Genomic DNA, 17,774 nt, shown 5'->3' on the forward strand with positions numbered 1-17,774 from the left:
GGTACTTACTCCTCGTCAGAGATGTCTGAGCCGTCTTGGGCCGCTCAGCTCTCGTCCTCGATCCAGCCCATGGTCCGCTCGACGGCCTTGAGCCAGTTCTTGTACTCACGGTCGCGGGTCTCCGCGTCCATCTGGGGGGTCCATTCGGCGGCCCGGCGCCAGTTGGCGCGCAGTTCGTCGGTGCTGGACCAGAAGCCGACGGCCAGGCCGGCGGCGTAGGCGGCGCCGAGGCAGGTGGTCTCCGCGACCATCGGGCGCACCACGGGTGCGTCCAGGACGTCGGAGAGCGTCTGCATCAGCAGGTTGTTGGAGGTCATGCCGCCGTCGACCTTGAGGGTCACCAGCTCGTCGCCGGAGTCCTTGACCATGGCGTCGGCGATCTCCCGCGTCTGCCAGGCGGTGGCCTCCAGAACGGCGCGCGCGAGGTGCGCCTTGGTCACGTACCGGGTCAGGCCGGCGATCACACCGCGGGCGTCGGAACGCCAGTGCGGGGCGAACAGACCGGAGAAGGCCGGTACGAAGTAGGCGCCGCCGTTGTCCTCGACCGAGAGCGCGAGCGTCTCGATCTCGGCGGCGGTGGAGATCAGGCCCATCTGGTCGCGCATCCACTGCACCAGCGAGCCGGTGACGGCGATGGAGCCCTCCAGGGCGTACACCGTCGGCTGGTCGCCGATCTTGTAGCCGACGGTGGTGAGCAGACCGGCGTAGGAGTTGATGATCTTGGAGCCGGTGTTCATCACCATGAAGGTGCCGGTGCCGTAGGTGGACTTGGTCTCGCCCTCGGAGAAGCAGGTCTGGCCGAACAGGGCCGCCTGCTGGTCGCCGAGCGCCGAGGCGACCGGGATGCCGCCGAGCAGGTCGCCCAGCTTGCCGCCGGTGACCTCGCCGTAGACCTCGGCCGAGGGGCGGATCTCGGGCAGGATCTGCATCGGCACGCCGATCGACTCGGCGATCTTCTCGTCCCACTGCATGGTGTGCAGGTTCATGAGGAGGGTGCGGGAGGCGTTGGTCACGTCGGTGACGTGGCGGCCGCCGTTGACACCGCCGGTCAGGTTCCAGATGACCCAGCTGTCCATGGTGCCGAAGAGGATGTCGCCCGCCTCGGCGCGCTCCTGGAGGCCCTCGACGTTGTCGAGCAGCCAGCGGGCCTTGGGCCCGGCGAAGTAGGCCGCCAGCGGGAGGCCGGTCTCGCGGCGGAAGCGGTCCTGGCCGACATTGCGGCCCAGCTCCCGGCAGAGGGCGTCGGTGCGGGTGTCCTGCCAGACGATGGCGTTGTGGACGGGCTCACCGGTGTTCTTGTCCCACAGCACGGTGGTCTCGCGCTGGTTCGTGATGCCGATGGCCTTGATGTCGTCGCGGGTGATGCCGGCCTTCGCGATGGCTCCGGCGACGACTTCCTGGACGTTGGTCCAGATCTCGTTGGCGTTGTGCTCGACCCAGCCCGGCTTCGGGAAGATCTGCTCGTGCTCCTTCTGGTCGACGGAGACGATCCGGCCGTCCCGGTCGAAGACGATGCAGCGCGAGGAGGTCGTGCCCTGGTCGATGGCCGCGATGAACGGGCCTGCGGTGTGGGCGTCGGTCACTGTGTGCTCCTGAAAGGTCCGTGGTGATGGGGCTGTACGTACGGCGCGTGCGCGAAGCCTCGGTGCTTCTTCCTAAGCGAATGCGACGTTGTAGATGCCTGCGGCGATCGCGCCGCCGATCAGCGGACCGACCACCGGGATCCAGGCGTAGCTCCAGTCGGAACCGCCCTTGTTGGGCAGGGGCAGCAGGGCGTGCACGATGCGCGGGCCGAGGTCACGGGCCGGGTTGATCGCGTAGCCCGTCGGGCCGCCCAGAGAGAGACCGATCGACACCACCACGAGCGCGGTGACCAGGCCGCCCAGGATGCCGAGGCCGTTGCCCTTGTCGTTCAGGCCCTGCGTGAGGACCGCGAGGATCAGCACCACCGTGCCGATGATCTCCGTGGCCAGGTTCTGCACCACGTTCCGGATCTCCGGACCGGTGGAGAAGACGCCGAGGACCGGGCCGGCGCCCTTCTCCTGCGCCTCGACGGCCTTGGCCGTGGTGGCCTGCGCACCCGGACCGCCGACGATCTCCTTGTCGGTCAGGTGCGCGTGGAACTGGCCGTAGTAGGTCACCCACACCAGAGCCGCGCCGATCATCGCGCCGAGCAGCTGGCCGGCGAAGTAGGTCGGAACGTTGCTCCAGTCGCCGTCCTTGATGGCCAGGGCGACGGTGACAGCGGGGTTGAGATGGGCCCCGGAGAGTGGTCCGGAGATGTAGACGGCCGTCATGACGGCGAAGCCCCACCCGAAGGCGATGGCGAGCCAACCGGCGTTACGGGCCTTGGAGGCCTTGAGCGTCACGGCGGCGCAGACGCCGCCGCCGAGCAGGATGAGTATGGCGGTACCGATGGTCTCGCCGATGAAGATGTCGGAGCTGGACACCCGCGACTCCTTTGTCCTTCGTCCAGGGGTAGCCGTACCCCGGGTCCCTCCGGGGGTCTGGCGCCCTCGGGGGATGAGAGCGATGAGCTGGCCCTTGGCGTTGTCACACTCTAGCGCGTATTGCCGGTAGGTGTTCGACAATGCCGACCGATGGACGGGAGTCTCGCTGCGGCGTTACGCGTGCGTCAAGAGTTCTGTTATCGAAAACAGGATCGTTATTGATCGCTGTCGGTTATCGCTCTTCATGTGCTGTCGTACCTTCTAGCCCCATTTGTCCATTTCAGGGTAGGGCGAGAACCGGGACGCCGCCCGGCGTCCCGGTCATTCCCGCGGGGAGCGCGCAGCGCTCAGAAGCGGCCCGCGCCCAGGTCCCTGGACACGGCGCGGGCGCAGTCGCGCACCGCGGCGATCAGTTCGGGGCGCAGCTCGCCCTCCCGGCACAGCCGCTCCACGGCGCCGGTGACGCCGACCGCGCCCACGGGCATGCGGCGCCGGTCGTGGATGGGCGCGGCGACGGACGCCACGCCCTCCCAGGTCTCCTCCACGTCCGCCGCGTATCCACGCGCGCGCGTGACGTCGAGGAGGTGTTCGAAGTCGCCCGGATCGCACACCGTGCGGTCCGTGAAGGGCTTGCGGTCGGCTTCCAGCGCCTCGCTGTGCGCGACCGGGTCGTAGGCGGAGAGCACCTTGCCGAGCGCCGTGGAGTGCAGTGGCTGCATGGCCCCGATCTCCAGCACCTGCCGGCTGTCGTCCGGCCGGAAGACGTGGTGCACGATCAGTACGCCCTGCTGGTGCAGGACGCCCAGGTGCACGCTCTCCCCGCTGGACCGGGCCAGGTCGTCGGTCCACACCAGGGCCCGCGCCCGCAGCTCGTGCACGTCGAGGTAGGTGGTACCCAGGCGCAGCAGCTCCGCGCCCAGCTGGTAGCGCCCCGAGGCGTCGTCCTGCTCCACGAACCCCTCCTGCTGGAGGGTGCGCAGGATGCCGTGGGCGGTGCCCTTGGCGAGGCCCAGTGACGAGGCGATGTCCGACAGGCCGAGCCGCCGCTCGCCGCCCGCCAGCAACCGCAGCATCGCGGCCGCCCGTTCGAGCGACTGGATGTTCCGTGCCATCGCCGTCCTGCCTCCGTCCCCTTCGACTGTCGACGAACGCCCGGTCGACGCCGTCCGCCGGTGTCCACCGCTGTCGTACACCCGTCGTACGTCTCTTTTACCGCCGTTCGGCAATGTCGAACACTACCGGTCCATGTCGACCTCCCGCCAATGGTCGGACGACAGCTGTTACATCTCACGTGACCCCAGCGCGGCGCCAGCGCCACCCGAGTCCGCCTCGTGGACGCCGCTGCCCATCCAAGCCGACTCCCGGTTACGCTGGCGCCGTGCGGCATCCCGGCCTGCCCGGGACACCGCATAGCCGACAGCCGTCGCACTCCAGGGAGCACCTTCATGGCCTCGTCGCCAACGTCCCCGTCCGCCGACAACCGGACCCGCGCGTCCGCGCTCCGAGAGGCGCTCGCCACCCGTGTGGTGGTCGCCGACGGAGCCATGGGCACCATGCTCCAGGCGCAGGAGCCGACGCTCGAGGACTTCCAGCAGCTCGAGGGCTGCAACGAGATCCTCAATGTCACCCGCCCCGACATCGTCCGCTCCGTCCACGAGGCGTACTTCGCCGTGGGCGTCGACTGCGTCGAGACCAACACCTTCGGCGCCAACCACGCGGCCATGGCGGAGTACGACATCGCCGACCGCGTCCACGAGCTGTCCGAGGCGGGTGCCCGCATCGCCCGCGAGGTGGCCGACGAGTTCACCGCCGGTGACGGCCGGCAGCGCTGGGTCCTCGGCTCCATCGGCCCGGGCACCAAGCTGCCCACGCTCGGCCACGTCGGATACCCCACGCTGCGCGACGGCTTCCAGGCCAACGCCGAGGGCCTGCTCGCGGGCGGCGCCGACGCCCTGATCGTCGAGACCACGCAGGACCTGCTGCAGACCAAGGCGTCCGTCCTGGGTGCGCGTCGCGCCATGGAGAACCTCGGCATCGAGGTCCCGCTGCTGGTGTCGATGGCGTTCGAGACCACCGGCACCATGCTGCTGGGCTCCGAGATCGGCGCCGCGCTCACCGCGCTGGAGCCGCTCGGCATCGACATGATCGGCCTGAACTGCTCGACCGGCCCCGCCGAGATGAGCGAGCACCTGCGTTATCTCACCCGGCACTCCCGTATCCCGCTGCTGTGCATGCCGAACGCCGGCCTGCCCATCCTCACCAAGGACGGCGCCCACTTCCCGCTCGGCCCCGAGGGTCTGGCGGAGGCCCAGGAGAACTTCGTACGGGACTACGGCCTCTCGCTGATCGGCGGCTGCTGCGGCACCACCCCCGAGCACCTGCGCCAGGTCGTCGAGCGGGTCGGGAACCTCACCCCGCCCGAGCGCCACCCGCAGCCCGAGCCCGGCGCGGCCTCCCTCTACCAGTCGGTCCCCTTCCGGCAGGACACCTCCTACCTGGCCATCGGCGAGCGCACCAACGCCAACGGCTCCAAGAAGTTCCGCCAGGCCATGCTGGAGGGCCGCTGGGACGACTGTGTGGAGATCGCGCGCGAGCAGATCCGCGAGGGCGCGCACATGCTCGACCTCTGCGTGGACTACGTCGGCCGCGACGGCGTGGCGGACATGGAGGAACTGGCCGGCCGCTTCGCCACCGCCTCCACCCTGCCGATCGTCCTGGACTCCACCGAGGTCGAGGTCATCCGGGCGGGTCTGGAGAAGCTCGGCGGCCGCGCGGTGATCAACTCGGTGAACTACGAGGACGGCGACGGCCCGGACTCCCGGTTCGCCAAGGTCACCAAGCTGGCCCAGGAGCACGGCGCCGCGCTGATCGCGCTGACCATCGACGAGGAGGGCCAGGCCCGCACGCCGGAGAAGAAGGTCGAGATCGCCGAACGGCTGATCGACGACCTGACCGGGAACTGGGGCATCCACGAGTCGGACATCCTCATCGACACCCTGACCTTCACCATCTGCACCGGTCAGGAGGAGTCCCGCAAGGACGGCCTCGCCACCATCGAGGCGATCCGCGAGCTGAAGAAGCGGCACCCGGCCGTGCAGACCACCCTCGGCCTGTCGAACATCTCCTTCGGCCTCAACCCGGCCGCCCGCATCCTGCTCAACTCCGTCTTCCTCGACGAGTGCGTCAAGGCGGGCCTGGACTCGGCGATCGTCCACGCCTCCAAGATCCTGCCGATCGCCCGGTTCAGCGAGGAAGAGGTCCAGACGGCCCTCGACCTGATCCACGACCGCCGCCGCGAGGGCTACGACCCCCTGCAGAAGCTCATGCAGCTCTTCGAGGGCGCCACGGCGAAGTCCCTGAAGGCCGGCAAGGCCGAGGAGCTGGCCGCGCTGCCGCTGGACGAGCGCCTCAAGCGCCGCATCATCGACGGCGAGCGCAACGGCCTGGAGGCCGATCTGGGGGAGGCCCTCACCGAGCGCCCCGCCCTGGACATCGTCAACGAGACCCTCCTGGACGGCATGAAGGTCGTCGGCGAGCTGTTCGGCTCCGGCCAGATGCAGCTGCCGTTCGTCCTCCAGTCCGCCGAGGTCATGAAGGCCGCCGTGGCCTACCTCGAACCGCACATGGAGAAGTCGGACGCCGAGGGCAAGGGCACGATCGTGCTGGCCACCGTGCGCGGTGACGTGCACGACATCGGCAAGAACCTGGTCGACATCATCCTGTCCAACAACGGCTACAACGTCGTCAACCTCGGCATCAAGCAGCCGGTCTCCGCGATCCTGGAGGCGGCCGAGGAGCACCGGGCCGACGTCATCGGCATGTCCGGCCTGCTGGTGAAGTCCACGGTGATCATGAAGGAGAACCTGGAGGAGCTGAACCAGCGCGGCCTCGCCGCCAGCTTCCCGGTGATCCTCGGCGGCGCCGCCCTGACCCGGGCCTACGTGGAACAGGACCTGCACGAGATCTACCAGGGCGAGGTCCGCTACGCCCGGGACGCCTTCGAGGGACTGCGCCTGATGGACGCCCTCATCGGCGTGAAGCGGGGCGTGCCGGGTGCGAAGCTGCCCGAGCTGAAGCAGCGCCGGGTCCGTACCAGCGCCGCCGTCGAGGTCGAGGAACGCCCGCAGGAGGGCCACGTCCGCTCCGACGTCGCCACCGACAACCCGGTCCCGGCCCCGCCCTTCTGGGACACCCGCGTCATCAAGGGCATCCAGCTCAAGGAGTACGCGAGCTGGCTGGACGAGGGCGCGCTGTTCAAGGGCCAGTGGGGGCTCAAGCAGGCCCGCACCGGCGAGGGACCGACCTACGAGGAGCTGGCCGAGACCGAGGGCCGTCCCCGGCTGCGCGGTCTGCTGGACCGGCTGCAGACCGACAACCTGCTCGAAGCGGCCGTCGTCTACGGCTACTTCCCCTGCGTGTCCAAGGACGACGACCTGATCATCCTGGACGAGCAGGGCAACGAGCGTACCCGCTTCACCTTCCCGCGCCAGCGCCGCGGCCGCCGCCTGTGCCTGGCCGACTTCTTCCGCCCGGAGGAGTCGGGGGAGACGGACGTGGTCGGCTTCCAGGTCGTCACCGTCGGCTCGCGCATCGGCGAGGAGACCGCCAAGCTCTTCGAGGCCAACGCCTACCGCGACTACCTCGAACTGCACGGCCTGTCCGTCCAGTTGGCCGAGGCACTCGCCGAGTACTGGCACGCCCGCGTCCGCGCCGAACTCGGCTTCGCCGGCGAGGACCCGGCCGGCATCGAGGACATGTTCGCCCTCAAGTACCGGGGCGCCCGCTTCTCCCTGGGCTACGGCGCCTGCCCCGACCTGGAGGACCGCGCGAAGATCGCCGAACTGCTCAAGCCCGAGCGGATCGGCGTGCACCTGTCCGAGGAGTTCCAGCTGCACCCCGAGCAGTCCACGGACGCCATCGTGATCCACCACCCCGAGGCGAAGTACTTCAACGCCCGCTGACCCGGACAGGGGGCGGCGCATACCCAAGGGCCTCCTGGCCCACGCCGGGGGGTGCGACAGGGGTACCCCCTCCACCCGAGTGATAAACGAGGCGCTCCGGGCGCCGGAGACGTACACTAGTCGGTCCACTGCAGGCCGGTTCCCCGCGCGGGAACCGGCCTGACCGTCCCTCAAGGAGGTGCGCCCGGATGACCAGCACGGTCCCCGCGCTCGGAACCTGTACGGCCGAAGGCTCCGCCCTGCAGGCGGTGCTCCTCGACATGGACGGCACCCTGGTGGACACCGAGGGCTTCTGGTGGGACGTCGAGGTCGAGATCTTCGCCCGCCTCGGCCACACCCTGGACGACTCCTGGCGGCACGTCGTGGTCGGCGGCCCCATGACCCGCAGCGCCGGCTTCCTCATCGAGGCCACCGGCGCCGACATCACGCTCGCCGAACTCTCGGTGCTGCTCAACGACGGCTTCGAGGACCGCATCGGCCATGCCCTGCCGCTGATGCCCGGAGCCGCCCGGCTGCTCGCCGAACTCCATGAGCACGCCATCCCCACCGCCCTGGTCTCCGCCTCCCACCGGCGCATCATCGACCGCGTGCTGACCGTGCTGGGCCCGCAGCACTTCGACCTGTCCATCGCCGGCGACGAGGTCTCGCGCACCAAGCCCTTCCCGGACCCCTATCTGCTCGCCGCCGCCAAGCTCGGCGCGGACCCGGCCAGATGCGCCGTCGTCGAGGACACCGCGACCGGCGTCGCCGCCGCCGAGGCCGCGGGCTGCCGCGTGGTCGCCGTACCCTCCATCGCCCCCATCACGCCGGCCGACGGGCGCACCGTGGTCACCTCGCTGGAAGACGTCGACCTGACATTTCTGCACGCCCTGATGACGGAAATGCGCTAGCCGTTCACCGAGCGTACGAAGTCCATTGGCGCGTTGGACAAATTTCCGGGGAAGTACACCCAGGTGGAATTCCGAGCCGGTCATCCGACCGGAATTCCACTGACTCCCCACACAGTTGGGAGTGTGACGTTCCCCACGCCCGCAGGTCTCGACAGCGTCGGCCAACTGTGCTGATCGACCCGGTTCGGCCACGCTCACCGGGTCCATGTGTCCCGATTGATGGGAAGCTGCACTAATCCTGCCGCTGTCGGGTTTTCGGTGTGTCCGCGCCTGGTTCCACTGCGTGATGGGGGGTCAACTCGCGCGGCCGTGAACCCCCCTGCGGGCGCGGACTAATCTCATCGCGAGAACATCGCCGCAACCCCCCGTGATCCGCCGCACCACCCATGCATGTCGGGTACACGGACTCGAACAGCTCTGGAGAAACTCCCGCATGAACCGCAAGACTTTGGTGCTGCCGGCGGTGGCCGGCCTGCTCACCCCGGTTCTCGCCGCATGCGGCGGATCCGACAGCGGGAGCAAGGGCGGCGACGCCATCGTCGTCGGCACCACGGACCGGTTCACCGCCACCACGGACGCCCCGGCGCCCCTCGACCCGGCCTACGCCTACGACGTCGGCACCTGGAACATCCTGCGCCAGAGCGTGCAGACCCTGATGGCCCAGCCCAAGGGAGAGGGCGTACCCGCCCCGGACGCTGCCGAGAGCTGCACCTTCACCGACAGCGGCAGCGAGCGCTACGCCTGCAAGCTGCGTCCGGGCCTGAAGTTCGCGAGCGGTGACCCGGTGACCGCGGGCGACGTCAAGTACTCCATCGAGCGTGCGCTGCGCATCAACGCCGACAGCGGTGTCTCCGCCCTGCTGAACACCATCGACACCATCGAGACGCAGGGTGATCGCGAGGTCGTCTTCCACCTCAAGACGGCCGACGCCACCTTCCCGTACAAGCTGTCCACCCCGGTCGCGGGCATCATCAACCCGAAGGACTACCAGAAGGACAAGCTGCGCGACGGTTTCGAGGTGGACGGCTCCGGCCCCTACACCTTCTCGGCCGACGTCCAGGACAACGCGATCGTCAGCGCCACCTTCACCAAGAACCCCTCGTACAAGGGCAGCGTGACGGTGAACAACGACAAGGTCGTACTGCGGGCCTACAGCGACGCGGACGCCATGGGCACCGCGATCGACAAGGGTGACATCGACGTCATGACCCGCACCATGTCGCCCGCGCAGATCCAGAAGCTGGACGCCGGCTCCGACAGCAAGGTCGACCTCGTCGACATGCCGGGCCTGGAGATCCGCTACCTGGCCTTCAACACCGACGCGCCGAGCGTGAAGTCCAAGGCCGTACGCCAGGCCATGGCCCAGGTCATCAACCGCGGCGAACTGGTCTCCAAGGTCTACGGCACCCAGGCCGAGCCGCTGTACTCGCTGGTCCCGGCGACCCTCACCGGCCACTCCAACTCGTTCTTCAACAAGTACGGCAACCCCAGCGTCGACAAGGCCAAGGGCCTGCTCGACAAGGCCGGCATCACCACCCCGGTGAAGCTGACCCTGCACTACACGACCGACCACTACGGGTCGGCCACCAAGCAGGAGTTCGAGATCCTGCAGAAGCAGCTCAACAACAGCGGCCTGTTCGACGTCTCCATCCAGGGTCACCCCTGGGCAGCCTTCCGCCCCGCCGAGCGGAAGGGCCAGTACGACGTCTACGGCATGGGCTGGTTCCCCGACTTCCCGGACGCCGACAACTTCCTCGCGCCCTTCCTCGACAAGGACAACTTCCTCGGCTCCCCGTACACCAACACCGGGATCCAGCACACCCTGATCCCGCAGTCCCGCCGCGAGGCCGACCGGCTCGGCGCCGCCAACAGCCTGACGGAGATCCAGGACACCGTCGCCGAGGACGTCCCCGTCCTGCCGCTGTGGCAGGGCAAGCAGTACGTCGCCGCGCGCGACGACGTCACGGGCGTCGCCTACGCCCTCAACTCCTCCTCTACGCTCCAGCTGTGGGAGCTCGGCCGCGGTGTGAGCGGCTGACGGCTCTCCGGGGGGACCAGGGCCGCGTCGCCGACAAGGCCCGGAGGCACCCCCCACCCGGGGGCCAGGGACGGCTGCCCCGGGACCCGGGGCCAGGACGGCGGCCCCGGCTGACGAACCGACGACAAGGCACACTTCAAGTGAACATGCGCAACCAGTGGCCAGTCCTGCCCATCGTGGCGGGGCTGGCCTCCGGCCTGTTGACCGGCTGCGGCTCGGAGACCGGTGGTTCCGGGGGAACCGGCTCCTCCGTGGTGATGGGGATGTCCGACGACGTCCTCGCCACGGACCCGGCATCCGGCTATGACCCCGGCTCCTGGCTGTTGTTCAACAACGTCTTCCAGTCGCTGCTCAGCTTCCCCAAGGGAGCGACCGAACCCGCACCCGAACTGGCGAAGCAGTGCACCTTCACCGACACCCGGGCCATGGTCTACAAGTGCGAGCTGAAGGACGGCCTGAAGTTCAGCAACGGTGACGCCCTCACCTCGAAGGACGTGAAGTTCTCCTTCGACCGCATGATGAAGATCGACGACTCCGCCGGTCCCGCGATCATGTTCCCGATGCTGGGCACGGTCGAGACACCGGACGCCAAGACGGTCGTCTTCCGGCTGAAGGTCCCCGACGCCACCTTCCCCAGCAAGATCGCCTCCGGTGCCGGCTCGATCGTGGACCACCGCCAGTACGACGCGGGCGCTCTGCGCACCGACCACAAGGCCGTCGGCTCCGGCCCCTACCAGCTGGACTCCTTTGACGAGGACCAGGCGGAATTCTCGGTCAACGGCAACTACAAGGGCACCGCCGAGGTCAACAACTCCGGCGTCACCCTCAAGTTCTTCCACGGCGACCGCACCGCCCTGAAGCAGTCCCTTCTCGACGGCGACATCGACATCGCCTACCGAGGCCTGGCCGCCACGGACCTCGCCGACCTCGACCGGCAGGACGACAGCAAGGGCGTCGACGTCATCGAGGGCAGCAGCGCCGAGGTCCAGCACCTGGTCTTCAACATGAAGGACCCGGTCGCCGGCAAGCTCGGCGTCCGCAAGGCCATGGCCTACCTCATCGACCGCGACGCCCTGATCAAGGACGTCTACCAGGGCACCGCCACCCCGCTGTACTCGATCATCCCGGCGGGCATCGCGGGCCACAACACCGCCTTCTTCGACACCTACGGCGCCCGCCCCTCCCGTGACAAGGCCGCCGCCGCTCTGCGCGCCGACGGCATCACCGGCAAGGTCAAGCTCACGCTGTGGTCCACGCCGTCCCGCTACGGCCCCGCCACCGAGCAGGAGCTGAAGGCCATCGCCGGCCAGCTCAACGCCAGCGGACTGTTCGAGGCCGACGTGCAGTCGGTCGCCTACGACCAGTACGAGAAGGACATCGCCAAGGGCCGGTACGGCGTCTACGTCAAGGGCTGGGTGCCCGACTACCCGGACGCCGACAACTTCACGGCACCCTTCTTCGGCAAGGGCAACGTGCTGGGCAACAACTACAGCAACCGCACCATCACCGGCTCCCTCATCCCCGGCACGGCCGCGCAGAGCGACCGTGGCGCCACCGACAAGGAGTTCGGCCGGCTGCAGAACATCGTCGCCGCCGAACTGCCCGTCCTGCCGGTCTGGCAGGCCAAGCAGTACGCGGTGGCCCGCGACGGCGTCTACGGCCTGGAGTACTGCCTGGACGCCTCGACGGTGTTCCGGTTCTGGGAACTCAGCAAGAGCTGACGCCGGTCACGGCGAAGGGCGCCCCTCTCCAGGCGGGAGGGGCGCCCTTCGCCGTCGTACGGTCCTACCGCGCCGGTCTACTGCGCGCCGGGGCGCACCAGGCCGCTCTCGTACGCGTACACCGCTGCCTGCACGCGGTCCCGCAGGCCCAGTTTGGTGAGCACATGCCCCACATGGGTCTTCACCGTCGTCTCGCTGACGAACAGGTCGGCCGCGATCTCGGCGTTGGACAGCCCGCGCGCCACCAGCTTCAGCACCTCCACCTCACGGTCGGTGAGGGTGTGCAGGGTGTCCGGCACCGGTTCCTCGCCGGAGGGCAGGTGCGTGGCGTACTTGTCCAGCAGACGGCGGGTGATGCTCGGCGCGAGCATGGCCTCACCGCCCGCGACGACCCGGATCGCCTGCACCAGCTCGTTGGCGGGCGCGTCCTTCAGCAGGAAGCCGCTGGCTCCGGCCCGCAGCGCCTCCACCACGTACTCGTCGAGGTCGAACGTCGTCAGCACGAGCACCTTGGCCGGACCGTCCCGCCCGGGACCGGTGATCTGCCGGGTGGCTTCGACCCCGTCCATCCGGGGCATCCGGATGTCCATCAGCACGACGTCCGGCTGCATGGCCCGTACCTGGTCGAGGGCCTGCAGGCCGTCACCGGCCTCGCCGACGACCGCGATGTCCTGCTCGGCCTCCAGGATCATGCGGAAACCGGTACGCAGCAGCGGCTGGTCGTCGACCAGTAGGACGCGGATGGCCACGTGACACTCCTTCGCTAGGCCGGCCCCATTCTGCCCTGCGCGTGTCCCGCGGTGCGCCGCCGGGGTTCCGCACCCGGTGCCCGGCTCACCCGGCGCCGGACCCGGGCGCGCTGACCGGCAGCGGATAGGGCGGGGGAGTGCCGCCGAACTCGGGGCAGTGCGCCTGGTGGTCGCACCAGCCGCACAGCTTGGTCGGCCGGGGCCGCCAGACCCCCGTCCGCGTGGCCTGCCCGATGGCCTCCCACAGCGCGTGCAACTTCCGCTCCACCCGCTCCAGATCGGCGAGGACCGGGTCGTACGTCAGCACGTCCCCGCTGCCGAGGTAGACCAGCTGGAGCCGGCGCGGGACCACCCGCTTCAGCCGCCACACGACGAGGGCGTAGAACTTCATCTGGAACAGGGCGCCCTCGGCGTACTCCGGCCGCGGCGCCTTCCCGGTCTTGTAGTCGACGATCCGCACCTCGCCGGTCGGCGCCACGTCCACCCGGTCGATGATCCCGCGCAGCCGCAGCCCCGTCTCCAGCTCGGTCTCGACGAACAGCTCCCGCTCGGCCGGCTCCAGCCGCGTGGGGTCCTCCAGCGTGAACCAGCGCTCCACGAGCCGCTCGGCCTCCTCCAGCCAGCGGGCCAGCCGCTCGCCGTCCGGATCGTCGGCGAACAGCTCGGTCACCTCCGGGCGGCTCTCCCGCAGCCGGTCCCACTGCCCCGGGATCAGCCCCTTGGCCCGCGGCGCGGTCCGCTCCCCGGCCGGCGCGTCGAACAGCCGCTCCAGCACGGCGTGCACGAGCGTCCCCCGGGTCGCGGCCTCGCTCGGCTTCTCCGGCAGCCGGTCGATCACCCGGAACCGGTACAGCAACGGACACTGCATGAAGTCACTGGCCCGAGAGGGGGACAGGGAGGCCGGCGCCGTGGCGGCACGTTCCCCACCGGCGGCTATGGCGATCGAGGGGCCCGTCGCCCCGGCTGACGTGGGCGGCGTGGGCGGCGTGGGCTGTGACGGGACGGCCGGGCCCGTCAGCTCGGCCGCGCCCGGCAGGGCCTCCGCGCCGCCGGGCCCGGCCCCCGCCTCCTCGATGCTGCTGTCCATGCCCACAGACCTTACGGCCCACCACTGACAGCGACCCGGTCGCCGCCCGCGTCGGCCGGGCGACCACGGGGCAAACACAAGGGGTGCCGGGGCGGAACGTGCCACCACGGCCGCATACCATCGACAGAGACCCTTCCGCCCGGCAGGTGCGGGAGACGCTTCGAACGAGGGGACACCGTGGACGTGAGCGGCGGGAGCGGGCAGCCGCGGTCCGGCAACGACGAGCCGGCCGAGCATCCCGCAGGTCCTACGGCCCCGGCGACCGGACCCACCGACCACCCCGGGCCCGAGTCCGAACGCCACGAACAGCCGGCGCCCCCGCAGGACCCGTCTCGCGCGGACCGGGCCCCGGACGGTGACGAGGAATCCCGAGCCGCCGCACCCCGCCCGGAGCCCGGCCCCACCGACGCGCACGGCACCGAAGGCGCCGACGACCGAGCCCCCGGCGCCGCCCCGCACCCCGACCACTCCGAGCACCGTTCCCTCGCGCACTCCGGCATCGCCAAGGGCGAGCCGCCCCAGCCGCGGCCCAAGGAACCCGGCGGTGGCATCCTCATGGGCCGCCCCTTCGGCGTACCGGTGTACGTGGCGCCGAGCTGGTTCCTCGTCGCGGCCCTGATCACCTGGGTCTTCGGCGGCCAGCTCGACCGCGTGCTGCCCGAGCTGGGCGCCGCCCGCTACCTGGTGTCCCTCTTCTTCGCGGTCGCCTTCTACGCCTCCGTCCTGGTCCACGAACTGGCCCACACGGTCGCCGCGATCCGCTTCAAGCTCCCGGTCCGCCGCATCCAGCTGCAGTTCTTCGGCGGTGTCTCCGAGATCGAGAAGGAGGCCGAGACCCCCGGCCGGGAATTCGTCCTGGCCTTCGTCGGACCGCTGCTCTCCCTCCTCCTCGCCGGCCTGTTCTACCTCGCGATGAAGCCCGTCGAGCCCGGCACCGTCCCCGGCGTGCTGCTGGCCGGACTGATGGCCTCCAACCTCATCGTGGCGATCTTCAACCTCCTGCCCGGCCTGCCCCTCGACGGCGGCCGCATGCTCCGCGCCGTCGTCTGGAAGATCTCCGGCAAGCCGATGACCGGCACCGTCGCCGCCGCCTGGGTCGGCCGCGCCCTCGCCGTCTGCGTCCTGATCGGCCTGCCACTGCTCAACCAGTCCGGTGCCCTCGGAGGCGGCGGCGAGGACACGGGCGGCATGGACACCGTCACCGACGCCCTGCTCGCCGCCATCCTCGCCGCGATCATCTGGACCGGCGCCGGCAACAGCCTGCGCATGGCCCGGCTGCGCGAACACCTCCCCGAGCTGCGGGCCCGCAACCTCACCCGGCGGGCCGTACCCGTCGAGACCGACACCCCGCTCTCCGAGGCCCTGCGCCGCGCCAACGCCGCCGGTGCCCGCGCCCTGGTCGTCGTCGACGCCGACGGCCACCCCCTCTCCCTCGTCCGCGAGGCCGCCATCGTCGGCGTACCCGAACACCGCCGGCCCTGGGTGGCCGTCAGCGGCCTCGCCCAGGACCTGACCGACGGCATGCGCGTCTCCGCCGAGCTGGCGGGCGAGGAACTGCTGGACGCCCTGCGCGCCGCCCCGGCCACCGAGTACCTGGTCGTCGAGCAGACCGGCGAGATCTACGGCGTCCTGTCCGCCGCGGACGTCGAGCGCGCCTTCGTCAAGGCCATGGCCAGGCCCACGCCGTAGTGGTCGGCGGCCCCGGCAAAGGCCGGTAGGCTGTTCACATGTCCGAACCGACCGGTGCCGCCCGCAGGCGCGGGCCCTTCAAGGTCGGGGACCAGGTACAGCTGACCGACCCCAAGGGCCGCCACTACACGTTCACGCTCGAAGCCGGGAAGAACTTCCACACCCACAAGGGCTCCTTCCCGCACGACGAACTGATCGGCGCTCCCGAGGGCAGCGTTGTCCGCACCACCGGCAACGTGGCCTACCTCGCGCTGCGCCCCCTGCTCCCCGACTACGTCCTGTCCATGCCCCGCGGGGCAGCCGTCGTCTACCCCAAGGACGCGGGGCAGATCCTCGCCTTCGCCGACATCTTCCCCGGCGCACGCGTCGTCGAAGCCGGCGTCGGCTCGGGCTCGCTCAGCAGCTTCCTGCTGCGGGCCATCGGCGACCAGGGCATGCTGCACTCCTACGAGCGCCGCGAGGACTTCGCCGAGATCGCCCAGCAGAACGTGGAGCGCTACTTCGGCGGCCCGCACCCCGCCTGGCAGCTCACCGTCGGCGACCTCCAGGACAACCTGTCCGACACCGACGTCGACCGCGTCATCCTCGACATGCTCGCCCCCTGGGAGTGCCTGGAGGCCGTCTCCAAGGCGCTCGTCCCGGGCGGCATCCTGTGCTGCTACGTGGCCACCACCACCCAGCTCGCCCGGACCGTGGAGTCCATCCGGGAGATCGGCTGCTTCAACGAGCCGACCGCCTGGGAGACCATGATCCGCAACTGGCACATCGAGGGCCTGGCCGTCCGCCCCGACCACCGGATGATCGGCCACACCGGCTTCCTGCTCACCGCCCGCCGCCTCGCGGACGGCGTCGAGCCGCCCATGCGTCGCCGCCGCCCCGCCAAGGGCGCCTACGGCGACGACTACGCCGGACCCAACGCCGACGGCGGCGCCGGCCGCTGACCGGCGACGCGCGCGTACAACGCGAGGGCGCCGTGGCCGAGTTCCCCACCGACTGACGGGAACTCGGCCACGGCGCCCCTTCGTTGACAGCGCAGGAGGGCTCCCGCGACCCCTGCGCCCCGTCCGGTCCCCACGCGCGCGGGTGTGCGGCCTGCGGGAATCCCGGACCCCGCCGTTCCCCCGCACTGTGACGTGTGGCACCATGCTGGCCACCCCACCGGCACAGCCCTCACAGGAGACACTCCTAGTGCAGCAATCCGCCGTTCCGGAGCTCGCCCACACCCAGACCCGGCCCATCCACTGGCTCGCCACCGCCACCGCTGTCGCCGGCGTCGTGGCCCTCTCCTCCGTCGTCCAGCCCGGATCGGCCACGGCCGCCCAGTCCCACAGCGGGCCGCAGACCAAGTCCGCCCCCGCGGCCGCCGCTCCGCCCAGCACGGCCGGCGTGGTCTTCCCGCTGGAGTGCGGACCCGTGAAGGCGGTGGTCGTGAAGAAGGCCACCGGTGACCTGGACGGCGACGGCAGGCCGGAAACCGTCGCGGTGGTGCACTGCGACGCCGCCATGGGCACCCCGCCGGACGGGGTCTACGTCCTCACCCGCTCCGCGGACGGCGGCAAGGCCCGCGTGGTCGCCACCCTCGTGGACCCCAAGGACCGGCTCACCGTCACCGACTTCACCCTCCACGCGCGGGTGATCGCCGCAACCCTGCTCGGCTACTCCTCGGACGCCGTGCCCAGTTGCTGCCCCGACATGAAGACCCCGGCCAAGTGGCAGTGGAAGGGCAGCGCCTTCGTCCGCTCCACTCCGGCCGGGGCCCACAGCGTCTGAACCGGACTCAGTCCGCCTCGGGCCCGTACACCTCGACCTTGTCCGAAACCCGGCGCACATGGATGCACTCGCCGGGACACTCCTTCGCCGAGTCCACCACGTCCGTGAGCAGTGGCAGGGGCACCGGCGTGGTCGCCCCCGGGTCCTGGAGCAGCACGTCCTGCGCGCCCTTCACATAGGCCAGCCCGTCGATGTCCAGCTCGAACACCTCGGGGGCGTACTGGGCGCAGATCCCGTCGCCGGTACACAGGTCCTGGTCGATCCAGACCTCCAGCGCCTCGCCCCCCGGGGCCTCCTGCTGCACGGTCATCTCTCCTGCCGTCGGTTCGCCGGGCGGCCCCGGCGCCGCGAGGGCCAGCCGGGTCCGCTCCAGCGGCTGTTGAACACACCCGACCCTACCTCCGCCCGGTTTCCGGCCG

13 protein-coding genes are annotated in these 17,774 nt (G+C 70.2%); 7 read left to right on the forward strand and 6 right to left on the reverse strand.

Annotated elements, in window-relative coordinates; translation table 11 throughout:
• Window positions 1-44 precede the first annotated feature (44 nt).
• The 3 genes from glpK to AC07C1_RS28200 form a co-directional block, all read right to left on the reverse strand.
• Window positions 45-1,583 carry a glycerol kinase GlpK gene (gene glpK, locus AC07C1_RS28190; RefSeq protein WP_478943428.1) on the reverse strand — a complete coding sequence of 513 codons (1,539 nt, stop codon included), beginning with the start codon at window positions 1,581-1,583 and terminating at the stop codon, window positions 45-47.
• A gap of 72 nt (window positions 1,584-1,655) precedes the next feature.
• A complete protein-coding gene (locus AC07C1_RS28195) occupies window positions 1,656-2,450 on the reverse strand; it encodes an MIP/aquaporin family protein (RefSeq protein WP_478943430.1) in 795 nt (264 codons plus the stop codon).
• A gap of 347 nt (window positions 2,451-2,797) precedes the next feature.
• Window positions 2,798-3,562: an IclR family transcriptional regulator gene (locus AC07C1_RS28200; RefSeq protein ID WP_478943432.1), complete on the reverse strand. Its 765-nt coding sequence runs from the start codon at window positions 3,560-3,562 to the stop codon at window positions 2,798-2,800.
• 333 nt (window positions 3,563-3,895) lie between these two features.
• Between AC07C1_RS28200 and metH the strand changes: the two genes are divergently transcribed.
• From metH to AC07C1_RS28220, 4 genes are all read left to right on the forward strand, one after another.
• A complete protein-coding gene (gene metH / locus AC07C1_RS28205; RefSeq protein ID WP_478943434.1) occupies window positions 3,896-7,411 on the forward strand; it encodes a methionine synthase in 3,516 nt (1,171 codons plus the stop codon).
• Between the two features lie 188 nt (window positions 7,412-7,599).
• Complete coding sequence (locus AC07C1_RS28210; protein ID WP_478943436.1) at window positions 7,600-8,301, forward strand: HAD family hydrolase; 702 nt, start codon at window positions 7,600-7,602, stop codon at window positions 8,299-8,301.
• A 433-nt stretch (window positions 8,302-8,734) separates the two neighbouring features.
• Window positions 8,735-10,339, forward strand: coding sequence for an ABC transporter substrate-binding protein (locus AC07C1_RS28215; RefSeq protein ID WP_478943437.1), 1,605 nt, complete (start codon window positions 8,735-8,737; stop codon window positions 10,337-10,339).
• A gap of 140 nt (window positions 10,340-10,479) precedes the next feature.
• Complete coding sequence (locus tag AC07C1_RS28220; RefSeq protein WP_478943439.1) at window positions 10,480-12,060, forward strand: ABC transporter substrate-binding protein; 1,581 nt, start codon at window positions 10,480-10,482, stop codon at window positions 12,058-12,060.
• Between the two features lie 77 nt (window positions 12,061-12,137).
• Here the strand turns inward: AC07C1_RS28220 and AC07C1_RS28225 are convergent, their stop codons facing one another.
• On the reverse strand, window positions 12,138-12,809 hold the full coding sequence (locus tag AC07C1_RS28225; protein ID WP_478943441.1) for a response regulator: 672 nt from the start codon (window positions 12,807-12,809) through the stop codon (window positions 12,138-12,140).
• An 85-nt stretch (window positions 12,810-12,894) separates the two neighbouring features.
• Complete coding sequence (locus AC07C1_RS28230; RefSeq protein WP_478943442.1) at window positions 12,895-13,896, reverse strand: RecB family exonuclease; 1,002 nt, start codon at window positions 13,894-13,896, stop codon at window positions 12,895-12,897.
• A gap of 177 nt (window positions 13,897-14,073) precedes the next feature.
• On the opposite strand from AC07C1_RS28230, the gene AC07C1_RS28235 reads away from it, so the two are divergent.
• From AC07C1_RS28235 to AC07C1_RS28245, 3 genes are all read left to right on the forward strand, one after another.
• Window positions 14,074-15,585, forward strand: a complete 1,512-nt coding sequence (locus AC07C1_RS28235; RefSeq protein ID WP_478943444.1) for a site-2 protease family protein — start codon at window positions 14,074-14,076, stop codon at window positions 15,583-15,585.
• Between the two features lie 38 nt (window positions 15,586-15,623).
• Window positions 15,624-16,526 (forward strand): tRNA (adenine-N1)-methyltransferase, encoded by a 903-nt coding sequence (locus tag AC07C1_RS28240; RefSeq protein WP_478943446.1) that lies wholly within the window; start codon window positions 15,624-15,626, stop codon window positions 16,524-16,526.
• 247 nt (window positions 16,527-16,773) lie between these two features.
• Complete coding sequence (locus tag AC07C1_RS28245; RefSeq protein WP_478943448.1) at window positions 16,774-17,355, forward strand: hypothetical protein; 582 nt, start codon at window positions 16,774-16,776, stop codon at window positions 17,353-17,355.
• 7 nt (window positions 17,356-17,362) lie between these two features.
• Here AC07C1_RS28245 and AC07C1_RS28250 read toward each other — a convergent pair whose 3' ends face one another.
• A complete protein-coding gene (locus tag AC07C1_RS28250) occupies window positions 17,363-17,665 on the reverse strand; it encodes a ferredoxin (protein WP_478943450.1) in 303 nt (100 codons plus the stop codon).
• Window positions 17,666-17,774: the final 109 nt, after the last annotated feature.

It is taken from the genome of Streptomyces sp. NPDC045022 (assembly GCF_056432605.1).